This window comes from Exiguobacterium sp. AT1b, assembly GCF_000023045.1.
In the GTDB taxonomy this organism is placed as follows: Bacteria; Bacillota; Bacilli; order Exiguobacteriales; family Exiguobacteriaceae; genus Exiguobacterium.
Genome location: NC_012673.1, coordinates 861,788 through 879,732 on the forward strand (window position 1 = coordinate 861,788; position 17,945 = coordinate 879,732).

The 17,945-nt window shown below is 47.0% G+C and carries 22 protein-coding genes; 3 read left to right on the top strand and 19 right to left on the bottom strand.

The window, feature by feature from the left end; all coding sequences use genetic code 11:
* Positions 1-23: 23 nt before the first annotated feature.
* The 3 genes from EAT1B_RS15605 to EAT1B_RS04545 all read right to left on the bottom strand — a co-directional run bounded on the left by EAT1B_RS15605 (position 24) and on the right by EAT1B_RS04545 (position 2,623).
* Positions 24-1,397: an SH3 domain-containing protein gene (locus EAT1B_RS15605; RefSeq protein WP_012726956.1), complete on the bottom strand. Its 1,374-nt coding sequence runs from the start codon at positions 1,395-1,397 to the stop codon at positions 24-26.
* Between the two features lie 278 nt (positions 1,398-1,675).
* Entirely contained in the window at positions 1,676-2,302 is a 627-nt protein-coding gene (locus EAT1B_RS04540; RefSeq protein ID WP_012726957.1) for a hypothetical protein, read from the bottom strand.
* 135 nt (positions 2,303-2,437) lie between these two features.
* On the bottom strand, positions 2,438-2,623 hold the full coding sequence (locus EAT1B_RS04545; RefSeq protein ID WP_012726958.1) for a hypothetical protein: 186 nt from the start codon (positions 2,621-2,623) through the stop codon (positions 2,438-2,440).
* Positions 2,624-2,782: 159 nt separating this feature from the next.
* On the opposite strand from EAT1B_RS04545, the gene EAT1B_RS04550 reads away from it, so the two are divergent.
* The gene (locus EAT1B_RS04550; protein WP_012726959.1) at positions 2,783-3,160 is read left to right on the top strand and encodes a DUF3021 family protein; all 378 of its coding nucleotides are present in this window, start codon (positions 2,783-2,785) and stop codon (positions 3,158-3,160) included.
* A gap of 35 nt (positions 3,161-3,195) precedes the next feature.
* On the opposite strand, the gene EAT1B_RS04555 is transcribed toward EAT1B_RS04550, so the two are convergent.
* From EAT1B_RS04555 to EAT1B_RS04595, 9 genes are all read right to left on the bottom strand, one after another.
* On the bottom strand, positions 3,196-3,549 hold the full coding sequence (locus tag EAT1B_RS04555) for a flagellar protein FliT (RefSeq protein WP_012726960.1): 354 nt from the start codon (positions 3,547-3,549) through the stop codon (positions 3,196-3,198).
* Positions 3,546-3,920, bottom strand: a complete 375-nt coding sequence (gene fliS / locus EAT1B_RS04560) for a flagellar export chaperone FliS (RefSeq protein ID WP_012726961.1) — start codon at positions 3,918-3,920, stop codon at positions 3,546-3,548. Before fliS ends, EAT1B_RS04555 begins: the two co-directional genes overlap by 4 nt.
* 14 nt (positions 3,921-3,934) lie before the next feature.
* Positions 3,935-5,584, bottom strand: coding sequence for a flagellar filament capping protein FliD (gene fliD / locus EAT1B_RS04565; RefSeq protein WP_012726962.1), 1,650 nt, complete (start codon positions 5,582-5,584; stop codon positions 3,935-3,937).
* Between the two features lie 15 nt (positions 5,585-5,599).
* Positions 5,600-5,956 carry a flagellar protein FlaG gene (locus tag EAT1B_RS04570; protein ID WP_012726963.1) on the bottom strand — a complete coding sequence of 119 codons (357 nt, stop codon included), beginning with the start codon at positions 5,954-5,956 and terminating at the stop codon, positions 5,600-5,602.
* Between the two features lie 85 nt (positions 5,957-6,041).
* Positions 6,042-7,226: a flagellin lysine-N-methylase gene (gene fliB / locus EAT1B_RS04575; RefSeq protein WP_012726964.1), complete on the bottom strand. Its 1,185-nt coding sequence runs from the start codon at positions 7,224-7,226 to the stop codon at positions 6,042-6,044.
* Between the two features lie 158 nt (positions 7,227-7,384).
* Complete coding sequence (locus tag EAT1B_RS04580) at positions 7,385-8,209, bottom strand: flagellin (protein ID WP_012726965.1); 825 nt, start codon at positions 8,207-8,209, stop codon at positions 7,385-7,387.
* 236 nt (positions 8,210-8,445) lie between these two features.
* Positions 8,446-9,738 (bottom strand): methyl-accepting chemotaxis protein, encoded by a 1,293-nt coding sequence (locus EAT1B_RS04585; protein WP_012726966.1) that lies wholly within the window; start codon positions 9,736-9,738, stop codon positions 8,446-8,448.
* A gap of 136 nt (positions 9,739-9,874) precedes the next feature.
* A complete protein-coding gene (locus EAT1B_RS04590) occupies positions 9,875-10,702 on the bottom strand; it encodes a GNAT family N-acetyltransferase (RefSeq protein WP_012726967.1) in 828 nt (275 codons plus the stop codon).
* 67 nt (positions 10,703-10,769) lie between these two features.
* A complete protein-coding gene (locus tag EAT1B_RS04595) occupies positions 10,770-11,255 on the bottom strand; it encodes a hypothetical protein (RefSeq protein ID WP_012726968.1) in 486 nt (161 codons plus the stop codon).
* Positions 11,256-11,411: 156 nt separating this feature from the next.
* On the opposite strand from EAT1B_RS04595, the gene EAT1B_RS04600 reads away from it, so the two are divergent.
* Positions 11,412-11,909 carry a hypothetical protein gene (locus EAT1B_RS04600; protein ID WP_012726969.1) on the top strand — a complete coding sequence of 166 codons (498 nt, stop codon included), beginning with the start codon at positions 11,412-11,414 and terminating at the stop codon, positions 11,907-11,909.
* Between the two features lie 36 nt (positions 11,910-11,945).
* On the opposite strand, the gene EAT1B_RS04605 is transcribed toward EAT1B_RS04600, so the two are convergent.
* The 3 genes from EAT1B_RS04605 to EAT1B_RS04615 all read right to left on the bottom strand — a co-directional run bounded on the left by EAT1B_RS04605 (position 11,946) and on the right by EAT1B_RS04615 (position 14,241).
* Positions 11,946-12,881, bottom strand: a complete 936-nt coding sequence (locus EAT1B_RS04605) for a multidrug resistance efflux transporter family protein (RefSeq protein ID WP_012726970.1) — start codon at positions 12,879-12,881, stop codon at positions 11,946-11,948.
* Positions 12,882-12,983: 102 nt separating this feature from the next.
* Positions 12,984-13,271 (bottom strand): putative quinol monooxygenase, encoded by a 288-nt coding sequence (locus tag EAT1B_RS04610; RefSeq protein WP_012726971.1) that lies wholly within the window; start codon positions 13,269-13,271, stop codon positions 12,984-12,986.
* 109 nt (positions 13,272-13,380) lie between these two features.
* The gene (locus EAT1B_RS04615) at positions 13,381-14,241 is read right to left on the bottom strand and encodes a YitT family protein (RefSeq protein WP_012726972.1); all 861 of its coding nucleotides are present in this window, start codon (positions 14,239-14,241) and stop codon (positions 13,381-13,383) included.
* 177 nt (positions 14,242-14,418) lie between these two features.
* Here EAT1B_RS04615 and EAT1B_RS04620 point away from each other — a divergent pair, with 177 nt between their 5' ends.
* Positions 14,419-15,333, top strand: a complete 915-nt coding sequence (locus tag EAT1B_RS04620; protein WP_012726973.1) for a YitT family protein — start codon at positions 14,419-14,421, stop codon at positions 15,331-15,333.
* Between the two features lie 68 nt (positions 15,334-15,401).
* On the opposite strand, the gene EAT1B_RS04625 is transcribed toward EAT1B_RS04620, so the two are convergent.
* The 4 genes from EAT1B_RS04625 to fliW all read right to left on the bottom strand — a co-directional run bounded on the left by EAT1B_RS04625 (position 15,402) and on the right by fliW (position 17,935).
* Positions 15,402-15,926, bottom strand: coding sequence for a DUF4352 domain-containing protein (locus EAT1B_RS04625; RefSeq protein WP_012726974.1), 525 nt, complete (start codon positions 15,924-15,926; stop codon positions 15,402-15,404).
* Between the two features lie 195 nt (positions 15,927-16,121).
* Complete coding sequence (locus EAT1B_RS04630) at positions 16,122-17,177, bottom strand: GGDEF domain-containing protein (RefSeq protein WP_012726975.1); 1,056 nt, start codon at positions 17,175-17,177, stop codon at positions 16,122-16,124.
* A gap of 93 nt (positions 17,178-17,270) precedes the next feature.
* A complete protein-coding gene (gene csrA / locus EAT1B_RS04635; RefSeq protein WP_012726976.1) occupies positions 17,271-17,498 on the bottom strand; it encodes a carbon storage regulator CsrA in 228 nt (75 codons plus the stop codon).
* Positions 17,498-17,935 (bottom strand): flagellar assembly protein FliW, encoded by a 438-nt coding sequence (fliW, locus tag EAT1B_RS04640; protein WP_012726977.1) that lies wholly within the window; start codon positions 17,933-17,935, stop codon positions 17,498-17,500. The genes csrA and fliW overlap by 1 nt, the downstream gene beginning before the upstream one ends.
* Positions 17,936-17,945: the final 10 nt, after the last annotated feature.

The following is a 17,945-nucleotide window of genomic DNA, read 5'->3' on the forward strand; positions in this document are numbered from 1 at the left end:
TTTTTTATTAACGGTGATTGGGATTATAGATCGCCTTCAAACACATGAACGGCAAGACCATCTTTCCAGATGAGACCTGAGTGTGTGTAGTATGGATTCAGCATATTGGCATTATGACCTGGACTATCTTTCCATGCTTGAACGACTTGCGCCGGTGTCATTTGATTCCAAGCGATGTTTTCGCCCGCAAATTTCTGGATGCCGATGCCCGCCTTTTCAGTCATCTCAAATAATGAACCATAGACCGGACTATTGTGGGCGACATAATCATTTGTTTTCATATCATCCCAACGGAAGGCAACAAACTCAACAAGACTTTGTCGGTCGGCAAGATGGTTTAAACCGTTTTCCATACGATATTCGTTGATGAGACGAACGATTTCGGCGGAAGGTTCTTGCCAGTCGTTTGATTGAGAGACCTTCTCGTAAGAGGCTTTGACGAGTTGTTTGAACTGGGTATTCGGATCTTCCGGGACAGTCGGTTCTTCAGGGACCGTCGGCGGTGTCGGTTCGTCCTCGACCGGATCGGGTTCCGGGTCCGTATCCTGTAACACAAGATAACGTGTTGCCATCCATCCGACTTGTGATTCGTACTGAACGAGAGACCAGCTACGATAGACCTTCAAAACCGTGACAATCGCGTTTGCGGGAACGGTCATCACTTTCTCAGACTTGGAAGAGGTGTCGTAATATACAATCGACGAATGCGTTGTCGCAAATTCCGTCTCTTCCGGTGTGAAGTCTTTCGAAATCATATATCCTGTTACTTGACCAAACCGGATATGCGACCATCCCTCCGCTTCACTCAAAATGACGACAGAATCACCAAACTTAAGCGTCGACACTTCTTTCGCTGAGGTCGACGGCGAGACATAGATGATGGAAACATCTGTTTGCACTGTGGCAGCCTTGATCACCGGTTTCTTGACACGAGATTTCAGGTGACTTTTAGCCATCCAACCTGATGTCCCACCGAATTGAACGAGAGCCCAACTACGATACTCTTTTAACACGAGCACCTCGGTGTCTGGGGAGAGCGTCTTGATCTTGTGCGATTTCGAAGAAGTTGACGAATAGAGAGACACGGACTTCTTCGTCGCCATTTCATTTTGTTTCGGCGTGAAGGATTTAGATACCATGTATCCTTTTTTCGAACCATATGTGACATAACTCCAACCCTTAGCTTCACTCACGATGGAGACCTTAGCACCTTTCTTAACAGTAGCCACTTTTTTCGAATGGGTGGACTTCGATTGATAAATTGGCGAAGTGACTTGCGTAGTCACGGCTTTAAGAGACGGTTTCATCGTGGATGCCGATGCGGCGTTTGGAGAAATGATCGAGAGTACTAAGAACATGACGAGGAACATCGAAAAAACCTGTTTCATGCGTTTCATGAATAAACAACTCCTTCAATTTTTTGACATCTTAGAGATTACATATGTAGTGTGTGTGAGTCCCAAAACACATGACATCTAAAAGCTAAGACGTTACGATTACTTGTTTCCTTCACAATCTTCATCGGTTCAAACGTAATTTAATTTTAACATTTTATACCTTTTGATGGATTATTATTCTTCAGATTGTTCTTATAACTCAATTTAATCCATATCGTCTGATTGAAAGGAAAAAATAAGTTGAAAAAGCGTGCCGGTATCACTCGGCACGCCTACTTTCATTTCGTAACGTCAATCGTGTATTCGTAGCGATCTTCCGCCACTTTGTCGAAGTTCTCGTTGAATGGTCCATCGATGACGACTTTCAAGTCCGTCAGCTCTTCTGGTTTTGCTTTCACGAAGAAGAGGACGTTCCCTTCTTTCTTCACCTTTCCTAAAAATTCTCCACCGACGTCATCTGAGAACCATAAGTCCGAAGACACCTGCTCCCCTGTGTTCGTCACCAGTGTCGCCTGGTTCGGATGGAAGCTCATCGTCTCGTCGACCGTGTTCTCAACAATCATGTTCATCGCGACGACCGTCACCTCTTCTTGTCCATCGAATGAGTCGCTATAAGCTTCTGCGACCGTGAGGCGTGACGTCTGTACTTTGTCGATGGCGAATTGAATCGGACCCATCGTCTCTGTGATCGTGAGTGCCTTATTCTTCATATAAATCTTGTTTGTGCCGAGTTCACTCTCTTGAACGCCCGTTTCTTCAGTTGATGATTCTTCAGCCGTACTCGCTTCCGCCTCTACGACTTCTTCCGTATCCGTCGCCGTCGTCTTCAGTTCGTCTGCTTCCCCGCAACCGACAAGTAGTGCGAGCGGTACCGCCACCAGTAAGCCAAATCGTTTCATGTTCATCTTCATCTCTCCCTTTCCAAAATCAAAGTGATGTGGTTAAGACGAATATAACGAATTGACAGACGGTACCGTATTAAGAAAAAGTTCCAGGTAAAATAAAAGTCAAGGTCCGAAATTGAACCTTGACATGTATACTTATCCTCTTGATTTCAGCTCTTCTTCTTCGTACGGATCGGGACGATCCTCAAACGGCGTATCGTCCTCGACGTACGCTTCAAGTTTGGGGTCCCGTTCGACGTATTCATCGTACGCTCCCTCTGGACCATAGACGAAATAACGGCGCTTCCGTGACGATATCGGTTTGGACTCTTTCTCACGCATCTCGTTTCCCTCCTCTTTCCAGAAAAGAAGCAACGGCTACATTGATGTTTACCCGATTATAGCGAAAAACAGACGTCATTTCACCCCTACTCCTCAGATGAAACTTTTCCCTTGCATACGCGTATACATATACAACGAATTAATGGAAGTAAGATTCATATGCAATTATTGAAAAAAGGAATCATGCGGAGTCTCATCTGGTCTCTGCCGTTCGCAATCCTCGCGCTCTATCAAAGTTGGTCAGGCAACACAGACGCCGTACACGCAATGCTCGTCTACGTCGGGGTCGCGTTCTTTCTCGGGCTCACGAGTGTCATTTATGAGATTCGACAATGGTCGTTCAAAAAACAGATTTTCATTCATTGGAGTGTCATGCACGTGACGATTCTGCCACTTCTTTGGTTCGGTGGAGCTACGCCAGTCACGTCAATTCAAGATGCCATGCGTCTCTACTTAAACTTTACGGTAAGTGGTCTCATCTTGTTTACCGTCTCGTATTTCATCATCCGGATACGTCGACAAGTCAAAGCCTCTTAATACAAAAGCTCGAAGGCGCATGCCTTCGAGCTTTATTATGTCTGTTGGTCGAATAAACCGGAGAAGTTAGAATCGACGTCTTCATATGGATCGACGTAGGACTTGACCGTCTTCCGTTCCATCCGGGCCGTCCCGAGCGTCATCCCGAGGCGCTGGTGTTCGGCTTCAATGAGACGAGCAATCTTTTGACTGTCGTCGACCAGTTGCCTGAGGACCGTCTGATCGGCTTTCTCCAGATCAGGACCGTGTGCCGCAAGCAGCTGTTCCCGGTCGTCCAAGAGCTCATGGATTTGTTCCATCCACGTGTCATACGTCGGCTCCTCCGGAACTTTTGCCAGCAACTCTTTTAGACGTTGTGTCTTTAAGATGATTTCATCAATCGGTCTCATGACTGCTTCGCGAGTTTCATCGCTTCCTTCCATGTGTCACGGAGTTCCGTCGTGAAGTCGAGCACTTCGTCGAGGATTGTCGTATCGTTCTTGACGTTCGCATCGACGAGGCGGCGCCACATGTAGTCATAGAGCGAGTCCAAGTTCGCTGAGATGGCGATATCTTTATTGAGTGTGAGACGAAGCTCTTGGAAGATGGCTTGCGTCTTTTGGATGTTGATGTTCTTCAAATCAGGATTGCCCTGGTCGATCGCAAGCTTGGCGAGGCGCATGAACTTGAGCGCCCCGTCATAAAGCATAAGCGTCAGTTCCTGTGGGTTCGCGGTCGTGACCGCATTGTTTTGATAAGCTGCATATGGATTAGCTACCATTTAAGTTCCTCCTCTTACATTCCGCCGCCTAAAAACTGTGACAGCGATGCCGCTTGAGCATTCGCTTGGTTCATCGCCGTTTCCATCGCTGTGAAACGACGGTAATAGGCGTTTTCTTTATCGATGAGTAAATCATTTAACCGTTTGATACGCGAATCAATATCGGTCATTTCTTTCCCCATCGAATGGGTTTGTGCGCCAGAACCTTCCGCTCCAGCAATTCGTGTAATCGTATCGCGCGAATCTTTGGCAGCATCTCGGATTTGTGGCAATAATCCAGTTTCGGCATCTGTAAACAACTGATATACTTGCTCCGGATCTTTTTCAATAGCCGCTTTTAGTTTCTCTTCATTAAGTTCAATTTTACCACCATTGGTGAAATCCGAACCGGTTGAAATGCCGATTTGGAACAAGCGAGACATGTCTAAATCGTTTGTGCTCGATGTTGCGCCTGACCATTTGCTACGAAGCGTGTCCATCGTCCCGCGAAGAATGGTATCACCCCGGAGCATCCCGCTCATCGCCTTCTCTTCCCACTTCTTGATCTCGTCTTCAGACAACTCATCACGTTGTGCCTGCGTGAGCGGTGCGAACGAACGGAATCGTTCTTCGCGTGTCTTCTTGTTCATGAGATCAATCGTCTCATTGTATTTATCGACGAAGCCTTTGATGTTGTCAAAGATTTTTTGAGTGTCTGTCGCAGCGGACAAGTTTACTTTTGTACCATCATTGAACGAGGACTTCAATGTAATGGTCATATTATCAATCGTGAATGTGTTTGAACTTTGGGTCAACGTAATGCCATTCACATCCACAGATGCATTCGTCCCGGCTACGAATCCATTTAAACCAAATAGTGCTTTAGCTGCAGTACCTTCAAATTCGATGATTGATTGTTCACCTGTATTTTTACGAGTTAATGAAATCTTTCCAGAAGTTTCATCAAAGAACGCACTAATCCCCGTCTTCGTGCCATTCAACGCGGTGACGAGATCTTTAAACTTAGCATTCTCATCAACGTAAACTGTCTGTAAAGCTCCACCGTCTTCGTTACGGAAACGAACTTGATAACCGGCTTCATATACGACTTGTGCACCTTCAGGGATTGTCACGCCACTATCGAACGTAATCTTCCCGGTTGCCGCATCGTACGTATGAGCTAACGTAATCGCATTACCATCTTTATCCGTAAAAGTTGGTGGATTATTCGGTAACGGCTTCACTGTTAGTTCAGTTGTTCCCGCAGTTATCGTTTGTTTCCGAATGCCGACTTCTAACCCAAGTGTCGACACTGCCGTGTCATTTGTGATGCCTCCACCATTTGCCACCGCCACATGAGACGCCGAGGTAGCCAACGTCGCTGAATTGATAGTAAGCGAAGCATTTCCACTTGATGGACCTGCAACGACAGATACACGCGATTCATCAGAGGATGAAGCCGTTTTAGCGTAATAGTTTCGACTGAACATCATATCGACCGCACTGTTTCGTAATGCTAACAGTGAACGGTTGACCTCACGATAAGAGTCACGCCGCCATTCGGTCAATTGCTTTTTCTGTTCTAAACGATCTACTGGAACTCGCTCTGCTTGCATCATTTGTTTAATGATACTATCAGTATCGATCCCACTGGCTAATCCGCCAAATCGAATTGGTGATGTCATATGCCCACTCCTTTTTTATATCCGCTCGTCGAATAAATGATTAAACTCCATGAAAGCCGCAAAGAAATCCATTGATTTTTTACTTGGGATTTCACGGATTACTTCATTGTTCGCATCGACGATTTGAATATAATAATCATTCAGTTTTTCGTGTTTCATAAATTTCAAACCGGTACGTTGCTGTTCAAGGACTTGATTCGCCTTCTCGACCGCTGCCTCTAACTTTGTAATGTGTTGAGGCGTCGGAAGGATTACAACCCCCTCTCCAGTGAGTTGACTCTGATTAGCCTCAACAAATATATTTTTGGTCTGTTCATATGGTAAAATCGAATTTGGAAAGTGAACACGAACTTCGGATACTGTGGGGCTCATAAAATCCTCCTCTAATAAATATGATTGGTAACATCTATACTTATTATCGGCATAGATTTATTTTTTATTATTTTTAAGAGTTTGTTTACATAATATTTAGTGCATGAGCAATACTATAGTGGTTATTTTCTTTGAGCTCATTTAACATCGCATCAAAATAATATGCATCGTGTTCAAGTGCTCTGCCAGTAGAATATATAACGTTAGTTAATTTAACGTAAATTTCTTCTTTCGTATCATATTCAATATTAATTTCGTTTATAGCCATCATTTTTATAAATAAAAAATGGATGTTTAATAAAATCAAATTATTTACCACGCTATCATTTTTAAAAGGAAAGTTATTTTTAAATACATAGTTCACCAAATAATTTTCTAAAGCATAAGGGAATATTTTTTGGATTTCAGTTTCAAATTCATCAAATTTGTTCAATTTTTCTTTATATAACTTATTATCTTTAAGGACATTTTCGACAGCTGATTGAACAAGACCATTAAACATTTTATTACTCGTTCTCTTCGTCTTAGTAATAAAGTCAATTAATTCATATGAAAAATATGATCCGTATTCTAAATGATTGATATTAACTTTTTCTGTTAATAATTCTTCAAATGAATTCAGAATCTCGGGGATGAAATGCAAATTTTCTTCTTCATTTATCTTTTTGCAAAGAAGACCTATTAAAGCAATCTTCTCATTTAGAGTATACAAATCCGATTGTAATATTTTAATGACTGTGAATCGGATTTCAAAAGCATAGAACTTCTCATTCATTTGTATTCCCTGTATAAACGAATATGAATTAAACTTTTCGCTTAGTTCAAATGAAAATGTCATTTTCTTGTTAAAGTCAATGATTTTCCGTGTTGCTTCTGGACATGCAGTAGATAACGACATTTCTTGGTGTTCATTTTTTTTATAAACACTAAATGACCTTGGGAAGACTTTACATGTTTGACATAGCTCGTCTGGTCCGTATTCCAGAACAATACTACATAAGTTCTCATTGTTTAAAAATTTGCATTTCCCTTGTTCATCCATTCTCATCAATCCAAAGTCTAAAGACGATTTAGAGTTTGAATTCAAATCAATTTTCCCTTGAAAAAAAGAACGTTGTTCCTTTGATTGTTTTTGTTTTCTTTTGTATTGTTTATATGTGGGTTTATCAATTGTAACTGTCCATCCTGCACAGCAAGTATCTTCACACTTGTCTGCAATGCATTGAAAATCCTTCATATATTCTGGGTATAAAGTATTATGCTGTGGCATAGTATTCTTCCTTCCTGTATTTTTTCCTCTATCCTAGTATCGTCATTATTATTCACTTTCTTTGGTAAAAAAGATAAATTAATAAACAATAAAAATAAAAAAAGACCCCCGAATATAAAATTCGGAGATCATCTTTTGAGTTTGAAATTTTATTTATATTAACGTAACAATTGAAGGACTGCTTGTGGTTGTTGATTTGCTTGAGCCAACATCGCTTGCGAAGCTTGGTTAAGGATGTTGTTCTTCGTGAAGTTCATCATCTCTTTAGCCATGTCTACATCACGGACACGTGATTCTGCAGCTTGAAGGTTTTCAGCAGAAGTATTGAGGTTATTGATTGTGTGCTCTAAACGATTTTGAAGAGCTCCCATCGCAGAACGTGATTTAGAAACAGATTCGATTGCATTGTTTACTGTTTCAATTGCTGTTGAAGCATCTGCTTTTGTATCAATTTTCAATGCCGAGATGTTCACTGCATCCTCACCGAGTGCTGCTTTAGTTTGAGCTTTCCACGTAAGTGTAATCTTTTGATCTTTGTTAGCTCCAACTTGAATATCTGCAGTGAAGTCGGCAGAAATTACTTTTTGTTGGTTAAATTCTGTTTCTGTAGCAATTCGATCAACTTCGCTAATTAGAGCTTGGAACTCATCGTTGAGTGCCGTGCGGTCGTTTGCGATGTTTGTATCACTTGCAGATTGTACAGATAATTCACGCATGCGTTGAAGGATTGAGTGCGTTTCGTTCAATGCACCTTCAGCCGTTTGGATGAGTGAAATTCCGTCTTGTGCGTTACGTGACGCTTGATCTAAACCGCGAATTTGTCCGCGCATTTTTTCAGAGATTGCAAGACCAGCAGCATCATCACCAGCACGGTTGATACGAAGACCTGAAGATAACTTTTCCATCGCTTTACCAGCGTTAGAAGTGTTGAACGACATGTTACGGTGTGCGTTCATAGCATTAAGGTTGTGGTTGATAATCATTGTAATTTCCCTCCATAGGTTTGAGTTTTTCCGCTCTTCCAAATCCGTTTGTCCGAGCATGTAAGGTTTAGGCCGGCCCCTCACCTTACATTTGTTGGAACGTTTTATCGTTTCCATACTCTATATCGGAGTGAAGGCTCGTCAGTTTAGTCTTTTTACAACTTTTTTTATGATTTCTTCAAATTTTATATTTATGTAATGAAAAACGCCCCATCATTGGGACGTTTTCAACCTTCTTACACTTCTACTTTCATCTGTTCCGTCTCATTCTGCAAACTCTCTGCAACGCGAACAAGCTCTGACATCGCTCCGTTCACTTCACCAAGACTAGCCGCTTGCTGGCTCGCCGCTGACGTCACTTCATTCGCATAACGCGATGCTTCTTCGACCATTCCGACAATCCCCGCCGAGTTTGTCACGACCGAATCGATCTGACCTCGTGACTCATCGAGGAGTGAATCGACCGAATGGACATGACTGTATACTTCATTTGCTGAGTTATGGATCGATGCGAAAGCACCACCCGCTTTTTCAACTAACCCGACGCCTGTCTCCACTTCCGCTTTGACGTTCGCCATTGAAGACGACGTATCGCCAACGAGACGTTTCACGTCGACGATGAGGTCCGTGATTTCTTGCGTCGAGTTCGCTGTTTGTTCCGCGAGCTTTTTCACTTCTGCCGCAACGACAGCGAATCCACGCCCATGCTCTCCGGCACGTGCCGCTTCAATCGATGCGTTCAAGGCAAGCAAGTTCGTCTGTGCCGAAATGTCACTGATGACATCCGTGATCCGTGAGATCTCGCCTGTCATTTCCGTCAACTGGCTGTTGAGCGTCGATGACTGTTCGACTTTCCCGGCAATCGCATGCATCGCATTGACGGAAGACGAGGCAAGGCCTTTCCCGCTCTCTGCTTCCTGTTGCATCTCGCTCGCCGAATCAAGCGCCGATGACATCTCTTGACGGATACTTTCCATCGTACGCGCGACCGCTCCAAGCAAGTCCATCGAGTTATACGTCGCACTGACGTTATCTTCTAACATCTTGTTGAGGGAATCCATTGCCACACGAATGTTTTCGCCTGCAACATTCCCTTCTTGGACCGCTGCTGCGATTTCTTGTGCCGAACCCGTCAATTGGTCCGCCGTGTAACGCATGTTCGTGCCTTGTTCCCGAAGGTGTTCGACCATGTTGTCCATCGACAAGAGCAAACGTCCCATCTCTGAACGATCCGTCGTCTTCTCGTCGGCGAAGTGTACCGTCAAGTCCCCATTCCCGACTTCGACTGCTTTTTCAGAAGCCATCTCGACCGCTTTCAATGGGCGACGGGCAATCAAGTAAATGACGATTCCGCCGAGTGATGAGATGAGTAATGCCACGACCGTACCGACGAGCATGACCTGACCTTGATCCATCTCGAGTTCCGTCAAGAGTAATAGGGTGATGTAGCCGACCGCTCCGCCCGTGATAAAGGACGTGACCAAAATCCACGCGAGCAATTGCGTCGTAAAGTTTTTAAATACTTTCACTGTTTGTTCCTCCTCATTGTGTTCATCACTCCTTATATCGTCCGATTTCCAATGAATGTATAGCGTTTTCAGTTGAACGTTTGGTCAATGAAAAAACGTACCCCGTCAAGGAGTACGTTTCGTTATGTGGTTCACCTCATAATTCGATCATGTAAAACTCATAGCCGCCATTCTCCGCAAAACCGGCGCGTTTGTAGATCTCGAGCGCCGCCTTGTTTTCCGTCTCGACATCGAGTTCGACTTTCGTCCGGCCCATGCGGAACAGTTGTTGGACCATCTGTTTCAACATTTTCGTGCCGTAGCCTTTGCCTTGTTCACCTGCTTTGACCCCGAACGCATGGATGCTTGCCGCGTCATCCCCTGTAAGTAGCGCGCGAATCACACCGATTGGCTTGCCGTCCACTTCGCCGATGTACGTCACACGGTCCGGTGTGTCGATTTGTTGATAGATGTTTTCCGTCACATCGACCGGGTCACGGAACGCCTCACTGAGCGTCGCGATGATGAGCGGACGGTCGTCTGCTGTCGCCTCACGTAGCGATACCTCGTCCGGCTTCAAGAAGAGCTCCGCTGTTTTCAAGACGAGATTGTATTCCGAGAACTGATACGCCGCTTGAAGATGGTCGAGCACTGCTTTCCCGGATACTGAATTTCGGTCGATGACGAACGTGAACGCTTCACAACCGTTCAATTTCGCATCTTGTTTCGCCGTCTCAAGCAGTGCCGTGAAGACACCTTGCTTGCGGTATTCCGGATGGACGAGGGCATTCACCTCATACTCCGTCGGGAGATACGGGAAAAGCATGAGATAACCGGCGAGTGTCTCTCCGTCATATACCGCATAATCGTTTTGTCCGACCGACTCATGCCCAACTTTCACATCAATCTTGTCGTTCGAGTTGACCGCCTGTTCTAACACCTTGACGTCATCTGCCTGTCTTACTTCTTCTACTGTCCAATTCATTCACATCACCTCATGTATTATTGTAGCACAAAGGAAAAAGCCCGCCGTAGCGAGCCTACTTACGTGATTATAACGTCCGGAACTCCAACTCAGGGAGTATCTCGATCAACTCGGCAATCTCGTCCGTATGCGCCTCCGCACCTGGGACGGCCTCTGTCGGTTCGACCCAGAAGAACGTCTTGTCGTTCGTCCCGAGGTAGTTGCCGTAGCCGATTTCTGTCGCGAACGCCTCTTCTGTCAACTCGCGGTCGATCAAGTCCAAGTGGAACAAGAGCTGGTCGTCCCCATCCTCGACGTTATAGTATAAATCGAACGTACCGTAGCTCTTCGTGTCCCCGATGTCGACGACGTCTTGCGCCTTCTCGATATAGACGTCACCCCGCTCAATTGCCTCGACGATTTTTGATGGCAAGACGATCTCATAACCGAGCTCACGGTCACGAATCGTCTGTGTCGTATCCTCTGTCCGTCCCCGGGACGAGACGACACCGACCGTTGCCACCAATGCACCTGTCACACCGAGCGCGAGCGCCCACTTCATCGATTTGTTCACAAGAACCACTCCTCACTTGTTGATGTCTTCACTTGATTATCCCACAAGTTGACGACTTTTCATTAAATATTCTGAAAAAATGTTTCCCCTTACATTGACGAGTGTCCGTCAATCCCATACGATGGTAGTAACGTACTATAGAAAAGAGGAACTGACATGTCTAACGAAACTACTTTGACGCGCGCTCAGCTCGACGCGCTCTTGAAAAACGTCTTCGCCCTTCAAATCCCGGTCATCGAGAAATTCATGACGGATTTGTTTAAACAATATGTCTCGACGGCATCTACGTTCAAACAGGACATGGACACGATGAAAGCGACGGACTGGCACAAGCATTTCTTCGGTCAAAAAGTGATGCCTCACCTCTTCATCGAGAACCTCGGTTTCGGCGCATCGTTCCGTCACCAAGGTCAAGAGAAGGTCGTCAGCATCCCTGAGAACATGACGGTCGTCAAGCCGGACTCGGACTCACAAATCAAAGAGATTTTAGAGAATCTCGACCAGACGCTCGCCTCGATGGACGGCGTCAAAAACAAAGGACTCGTCAAGAAGTTCTACAAAGAAACGCTCGAACTCATCTGCCAACTCGGTAGCCGTACCGGTATGATGGATGATTTCTATGACAAAGTCAAAGGCAGTTTGACAACAAGTTGATGACAATCCCCTCGTCCATAAGAGCGAGGGGATTTTTTATGCCTCTTGTCGAACGACGGTCGGGAGCTCCATAAACTGACTCCGACTGTGGAAGACGACTCCAATCATGACGAGCGCGATTCCGGACAAGGCGATTGGCGACGGCATGACGGCATGCAGGAAGACCAGTTCCCCGATGAGCGCGAACAGGACTTCGAGCGCTTGCGTCGCTTCAACGGACGCCAGTCTTCCCATATCCTGTTTGACGAGATCGGTCGCCATGAAGAAGAGCACGGTCGCGACAATCCCGGATAACAGGGCGACGAGGAACGTCTGCCCGAGCTGACTCGATGAGGGACGTCCCGTCGTCAATCCGTACCCGAATAACAATAACCAGACCGGGAGCGACCCGAGACACATCCCGAGGATTCGCTCGAATACGTCGAGGTCCGTGTGCTGCATCATCTTCCGGTTTCCGAGCGGGTAGGCAAATGCGGCGATGATGACCAGCACGACCCCAAGCCAAATGAACCGAGGTTCGAAAGACTCGAAAAACTCCACTTGCATCATTACGACCCCAATGAGAATCAAGACCGAGAAGCGAAGTCCGCGCCATGGGATTCGCTCCCGTGTTCCGTCTGCCTTCTTGAAGAGTGGGGACAACAGTGCCCCGGCGACAATCGTCACTTGCCACGTGCCCGCAATCAGCCACGGGGGTGCGACCTCGGCTGCGAGACAAATCGGGACGTAAAACAGTCCGAATCCGACCGTCCCCCAAAGAATCCATGGACTAGGATTCTTCTTCAATACCGAGAGGACTCGCTTGAGTCCGCCACGAAATGCCACCACAACTAGCAGCAATGGGATCATCCACAAAAAGCGAAGCGAGGCACTATAGGCAAAGTTGCCATCTCCGACTTGCATCACTTCGTTCAACACGAACGTGCTCGCAAAAAACAAGGCGGCGAAGATACCGAGTATGAGTGGACGCATCCGATCCCTCCTTTCTGAATCCTGTCATGTTCTCGACACCTTGCCACTTCTCCTGCAAAAAACGGACAGCGCTTCGCCATCCGTTTCGTTATTCCCACTCGGTCATGTTCGGGGTTCGAGTGCGGCAATCCGCTCCATCCGCTCGAGGATCGGCTTCGCCTGATCGATATATGCCCTCACTTCAGCAAGCGACAACGACGCCGCATGCGCATCCTCATTTCGCCATACTTCATAGACGAACACAGTATTCGCCTCATCGAGCGACACGTGGACCCGATACGATTCACAATCCGATGTCGCCTCCATCTCCCGTGCCGCTTCCGATAAAATCGCCACGAGTCGGTCGCGTTGCCCCGCTTTCGTGACGAGCTTTCCAATCAGTGCGTACATTCCCAATCCTCCCCTTTCTCTAGCATCGACTTCTTCCACTTTCCCTGTGCGATTTCCTGCCTGGACGGATCCCTCTGGAAATTAAAAACGGACGACCCTTGGCCATCCGTTAATGAATATCGCGTTTTTGGAAATTCCCGCCTTTGACCTCTGTCACCTCATACACGACGACGAACGCTTTCGGGTCGACATCATCGATGATGTCTTTGATCTTTCGTTCCTCGAGCCGGTTGATGACACACGTGATTTCGTAATAATTTTCTTTGGAATACGCCCCTTGAATTTGATTCAACGTGGCGCTCCGTCCGAGACGGTCCCGAATCGTCTCGACCATCTCATGCGGTTCACTCGTGATGATTTTGAACGTCTTCGCCCCGCTCAGTCCCTCCTCGACGATATGAATCACTTTCGAGGCGATGAAGTAGGCGATGGCGGACAGGACGGCCCCTTGAAGACCGAATACCGTCGAGACAACGATAAAGACGAACGTATTCAAAAATAAAATCAAATCACTCGTACCGAACGGCAATTTACGGGATAACAGGACCGCCAACATGTCGATGCCGTCAAGCGCTCCCCCGTTACGAAGCGAAATCCCCATCCCGAACCCGAGGATGATCCCACCGACTACGGTGATGAGGAGCGCGTCCCCCTCGATGATGGTCGGCACACGGTGCATGATGACCGTACCGACAGACAAGGACGCAATCCCGGTAACCGAGAGGATGGCGAAACTCTTCCCGATCTGTTTATACCCGAGATAGACAAACGGAATATTCAATACCCCGATGAAAATACCGAGCGGCAGTCCCGTCAGCTGTGACCCGACGATACTGATCCCGGTGACGCCTCCGTCTGACACGTTATTCGGAATGAGGACGGACTCCAATCCATATGCCGCGATGAGTCCGCCGATGATGTTCATGACCATTTGGAACGCCATCAACCATGTTTTGTTTTCTCGCTTCATCCTATAGACCTCCATCCATTGTTCAACAACCTTGTTAGTCTAACATAAAATGATTTCGAAATAATTTATCGGGAATCATCCATCAATTCTGAATATTCATGTCAGATTCTCTGTCGTAAACGATTGTCGGTTCGCATCATTTGGTATACTGAAGGAAATGGAAAGGGGGCATCCTGTATGCAGCGTACACCCATGCCTTCCCCGACACCGGAGGAAGTGCAGCGCTTAAGGCGCGAACATAATCCGATCAAGGCGTCCGAACTGTTTGCGAAAGTCGTCCTCTTATTGCTCGGCTCCCTCGTCTTCGCGGTCGGTTTGGAGGCGTTCCTCGTACCGAACCAGATCATCGACGGTGGTATCGTCGGTGTGTCAATCATCGTGTCGTACTTGACGGAGACAAAGCTCGCGATTTGGCTCGTCCTCTTCAACTTGCCGTTCATCTACTTCGGGTATCGGCAAATCGGGAAGACGTTCGCCGTCGTCACGTTGACGGCCATCCTGCTCATGTCGGCCTTCACCATCGTCCTGCATGACATCAAGCCGTTCACGGACGACCTTCTCTTGTCGACCGTCTTCGGTGGCTTCTTACTCGGTGCCGGAATCGGGCTCGTCATCCGCGCCGGGGGCTCGCTCGACGGAACAGAGATCCTCGCCGTCGCCTTCACGAACCGGTTACCGTTCTCCGTCGGGGAGATCGTCATGTTTTTCAACATCTTCATCCTCGGGACAGCCGGATTCGTCTTCAGTTGGGACCGGGCCATGTATTCCCTTCTCACCTATTTCATCGCCTTCAAGACGATCGATGTCGTCTTAGAAGGAATCGACCAGTCAAAAGCAGCGTGGATCATCACTTCCGCACCAGACGATATCGGGCAAGCCATCATGGACCGGCTCGGTCGTGGTGTGACGTATCTTCATGGAGAAGGCGCCTACACGGGTGACGGAAAGAAAGTCGTCTTCACGGTCATCAGCCGACTCGAAGAAACGAAACTGAAAGACATCCTCGATGACTATGACGAGAAAGCGTTCCTCGCCATCGGCAACATTCACGACGTCCGTGGCGGTCAGTTCAAGAAGAAAAACATTCACTAAACGTGAAATCCCCTATAACCGCTGGACCATCATCGCCAACGGTTATAGGGGATTATTTAATGATCATGTTAGTTCGGTTGAATGTCCCATGTGATGGACTCGTCTGTCCATGAGAAGGTTGGTTCAAAGATCATTTCGTAGTTTGAGCCTTCCGGTACATCAAACGTCAACGTCCCTTGAAGTTTCTTTCCTTTGTTCAAATCTCCACTGATGTCTAAACCATCCAATCCGTAATAGAAGTCGAGCGCATTCCCATCCGCATCATACAAGTTGAAGTTTGAACTATCTACGAACGTAGAGTCCTCCGTGTTGTTCACGACTTCCACGTTCATTTGAAGTACTTTCCCGTTTTCGGGTTGTGAGTACTCAGACGCCGGGATGTATGTCGCATCCTTCACGGTAAGTAAGACACCGTTCAAGTCGACCACATCTCCCACTTTGAAGATGGTATCGTTCACGTCCGCTTCTGCTTCTGTCGCGTCGGCCTCTCCGACTTTACTTCCTGTATTCGACTCTTCGTCAGACGGAAGTAGCATGCCGATGACAATTAATCCGATTAGAATGATGGCAAACCATTTGAAAAACTTTTTCATAAAACAACAAACTCCTTATTTCAATATAGTATAAGTCAACGACCTGTTTTATATACTACAATAACTAAATGGATAAAAACAAGAATAAAATACCATTTATATTGTCTATTTTTATCTTTTTTTCAATTAATATAGATTTTATCGATATAAAAACCAAAAAAAGCTATGAATCGTGTATGCTCACGATTCATAGCTTCATGCGAACCGGACCTGGTCCCGTCCATTTCGTTTTGCTTCGTATAACGCCGCATCGGCCCGCTCAAACACGACCATGCTCGGCTCATGCCCAGCGATCGCCGCGCCGATGGAGACGGTCATCGGGATGCGTTCGCCTTGAAATTCGAACGTCGTATGCCGTACCGTCTGCACGATGCCTTCCGCCACCTTCGTCATCCCTTCACCGCCTTCGATGACGAGTAAAAATTCCTCACCGCCATAGCGGCCGACAAATCCGGCTGGTGGACGATGTCGCTCAAGCGTCTGTCCGATATGACGTAACGCCGCGTCCCCTGCCAAGTGTCCATATGTATCGTTCAACTGTTTGAAATGATCGACATCAATGACGAGTAACGTCCATGGCTTCCCGGACATTTCCATATCGTTCATCTGCTCGAGGGTCCGATATCGGTTCGGAAGTCCCGTCAATTCATCGATGGTCGCCCGGTGCGTATGAAGAAGGAACATCCACAGGTGCGTCTCGAGCTTCTTCGCGGCCCAATAACAGAGCCATGCCCCCAGTGACAGCATCAGAAAATAGGGCACGAATACGTTCACAAACACGTCCATATCCACACTTCCGGTCACGCGAATCAAAACGAGGAGTGCACCAAATCCGATGTAGATGGCATACCCTCTTCCTCGACTGATGGGCACACGTGATATCACGAGAGAAAACAAGAAAAAGACAACAAACATGAGGACGGCGTCAATGAACGGGGCGCTCATCCCATGAATCGTCATCCGACCGATAAAGATGAGCCCCAGGGTGACGATTGCCCCGAACGGTCCCGCAAATGTAGCGGCTAAGGCGATCGGAATCAGACGTAAGTCAATGCGGGCATCACCGAGTTCAATCGCATTGATCGTCAACAGGATGGCCGTCAACCCGTTTGACACCCCAAACCAAAATCGTACAAATAACGGGGAGGTCGGCTGAATCGGTAAGACCGTCCGCATCACATAGAGTGTGAGCGACATGAATAAAAAGATAAGACTGATGTTGATCACAAAATAGTTAATGACGATTCCCACGGATTCTCCTCCCTCCCTTTCCGTTTCCATCCTATCCCAACTCGGTGAGAAATGTCACCCTCAAGTGCCATAATGATGAAAAAAGTCGAAAGCTCACGCTTCCGACTGCTTCTGAATCATCTGCTTCATCAAGTTGGCGCTATTTCGTGCCGACTCATTCTCTTCCTGCATTTGAATATATACTTCATGACGGTGGATATCGATATGACGCGGGGCATCGATTCCGAGCTTCACCTGGTCGCCTTCGATGGCGAGCACCGTAAGCGTCACGTCGTCGCCGATATGGATGGCCTCACCTTGTTTTCGTTTCAATACGAGCATCAGCGCACCTCCGCTTTCGTGCCGCCGAGCGGATAACGGGCCGGATACGCATCGTCTAGGATGACTTGTTTCCCACGACGTTCCTTCGTCTCGATGACGATCGGCGCCTTCAAATTGAGCGTCGACGATTCGAACGGCTCACGGAGCGTGACGATCGAGTAGACCGAGACGTGTTCCGCCTCTTCGATCCCAAGTTGGTCTTTCGCGCCATCCGACAATTCGAACGCATAGTCCGACTTATGCCAAAACGGGTTCGTCACGACGAACGCACAGGCTTGTTCCTCGATTGATTGAAGCGACCAGAACGGTAAATCCTCCCCGTACGGGATCAACACGAACGTCTTTGAATCCGGGAACCCCGGGATCTCACTGACGAACGTGATCGTCTCCGCTTCGTTTATTTCAATCTTGCCAAAGTAGTCTGTTTCAATGAACATGGATTGTCCT

Bases quoted from the DNA above. Each gene is read 5' to 3' on its own strand.
- EAT1B_RS15605 (WP_012726956.1), bottom strand. From the start codon at position 1,397: ATGAAACGCATGAAACAGGTTTTTTCGATGTTCCTCGTCATGTTCTTA.
- EAT1B_RS04540 (WP_012726957.1), bottom strand. From the start codon at position 2,302: ATGAACATGAAACGATTTGGCTTACTGGTGGCGGTACCGCTCGCACTA.
- EAT1B_RS04545 (WP_012726958.1), bottom strand. From the start codon at position 2,623: ATGCGTGAGAAAGAGTCCAAACCGATATCGTCACGGAAGCGCCGTTAT.
- EAT1B_RS04550 (WP_012726959.1), top strand. From the start codon at position 2,783: ATGCAATTATTGAAAAAAGGAATCATGCGGAGTCTCATCTGGTCTCTG.
- EAT1B_RS04555 (WP_012726960.1), bottom strand. From the start codon at position 3,549: ATGAGACCGATTGATGAAATCATCTTAAAGACACAACGTCTAAAAGAG.
- fliS (WP_012726961.1), bottom strand. From the start codon at position 3,920: ATGGTAGCTAATCCATATGCAGCTTATCAAAACAATGCGGTCACGACC.
- fliD (WP_012726962.1), bottom strand. From the start codon at position 5,584: ATGACATCACCAATTCGATTTGGCGGATTAGCCAGTGGGATCGATACT.
- EAT1B_RS04570 (WP_012726963.1), bottom strand. From the start codon at position 5,956: ATGAGCCCCACAGTATCCGAAGTTCGTGTTCACTTTCCAAATTCGATT.
- fliB (WP_012726964.1), bottom strand. From the start codon at position 7,226: ATGCCACAGCATAATACTTTATACCCAGAATATATGAAGGATTTTCAA.
- EAT1B_RS04580 (WP_012726965.1), bottom strand. From the start codon at position 8,209: ATGATTATCAACCACAACCTTAATGCTATGAACGCACACCGTAACATG.
- EAT1B_RS04590 (WP_012726967.1), bottom strand. From the start codon at position 10,702: ATGAATTGGACAGTAGAAGAAGTAAGACAGGCAGATGACGTCAAGGTG.
- EAT1B_RS04600 (WP_012726969.1), top strand. From the start codon at position 11,412: ATGTCTAACGAAACTACTTTGACGCGCGCTCAGCTCGACGCGCTCTTG.
- EAT1B_RS04605 (WP_012726970.1), bottom strand. From the start codon at position 12,881: ATGCGTCCACTCATACTCGGTATCTTCGCCGCCTTGTTTTTTGCGAGC.
- EAT1B_RS04610 (WP_012726971.1), bottom strand. From the start codon at position 13,271: ATGTACGCACTGATTGGAAAGCTCGTCACGAAAGCGGGGCAACGCGAC.
- EAT1B_RS04615 (WP_012726972.1), bottom strand. From the start codon at position 14,241: ATGAAGCGAGAAAACAAAACATGGTTGATGGCGTTCCAAATGGTCATG.
- EAT1B_RS04620 (WP_012726973.1), top strand. From the start codon at position 14,419: ATGCAGCGTACACCCATGCCTTCCCCGACACCGGAGGAAGTGCAGCGC.
- EAT1B_RS04625 (WP_012726974.1), bottom strand. From the start codon at position 15,926: ATGAAAAAGTTTTTCAAATGGTTTGCCATCATTCTAATCGGATTAATT.
- csrA (WP_012726976.1), bottom strand. From the start codon at position 17,498: ATGCTCGTATTGAAACGAAAACAAGGTGAGGCCATCCATATCGGCGAC.
- fliW (WP_012726977.1), bottom strand. From the start codon at position 17,935: ATGTTCATTGAAACAGACTACTTTGGCAAGATTGAAATAAACGAAGCG.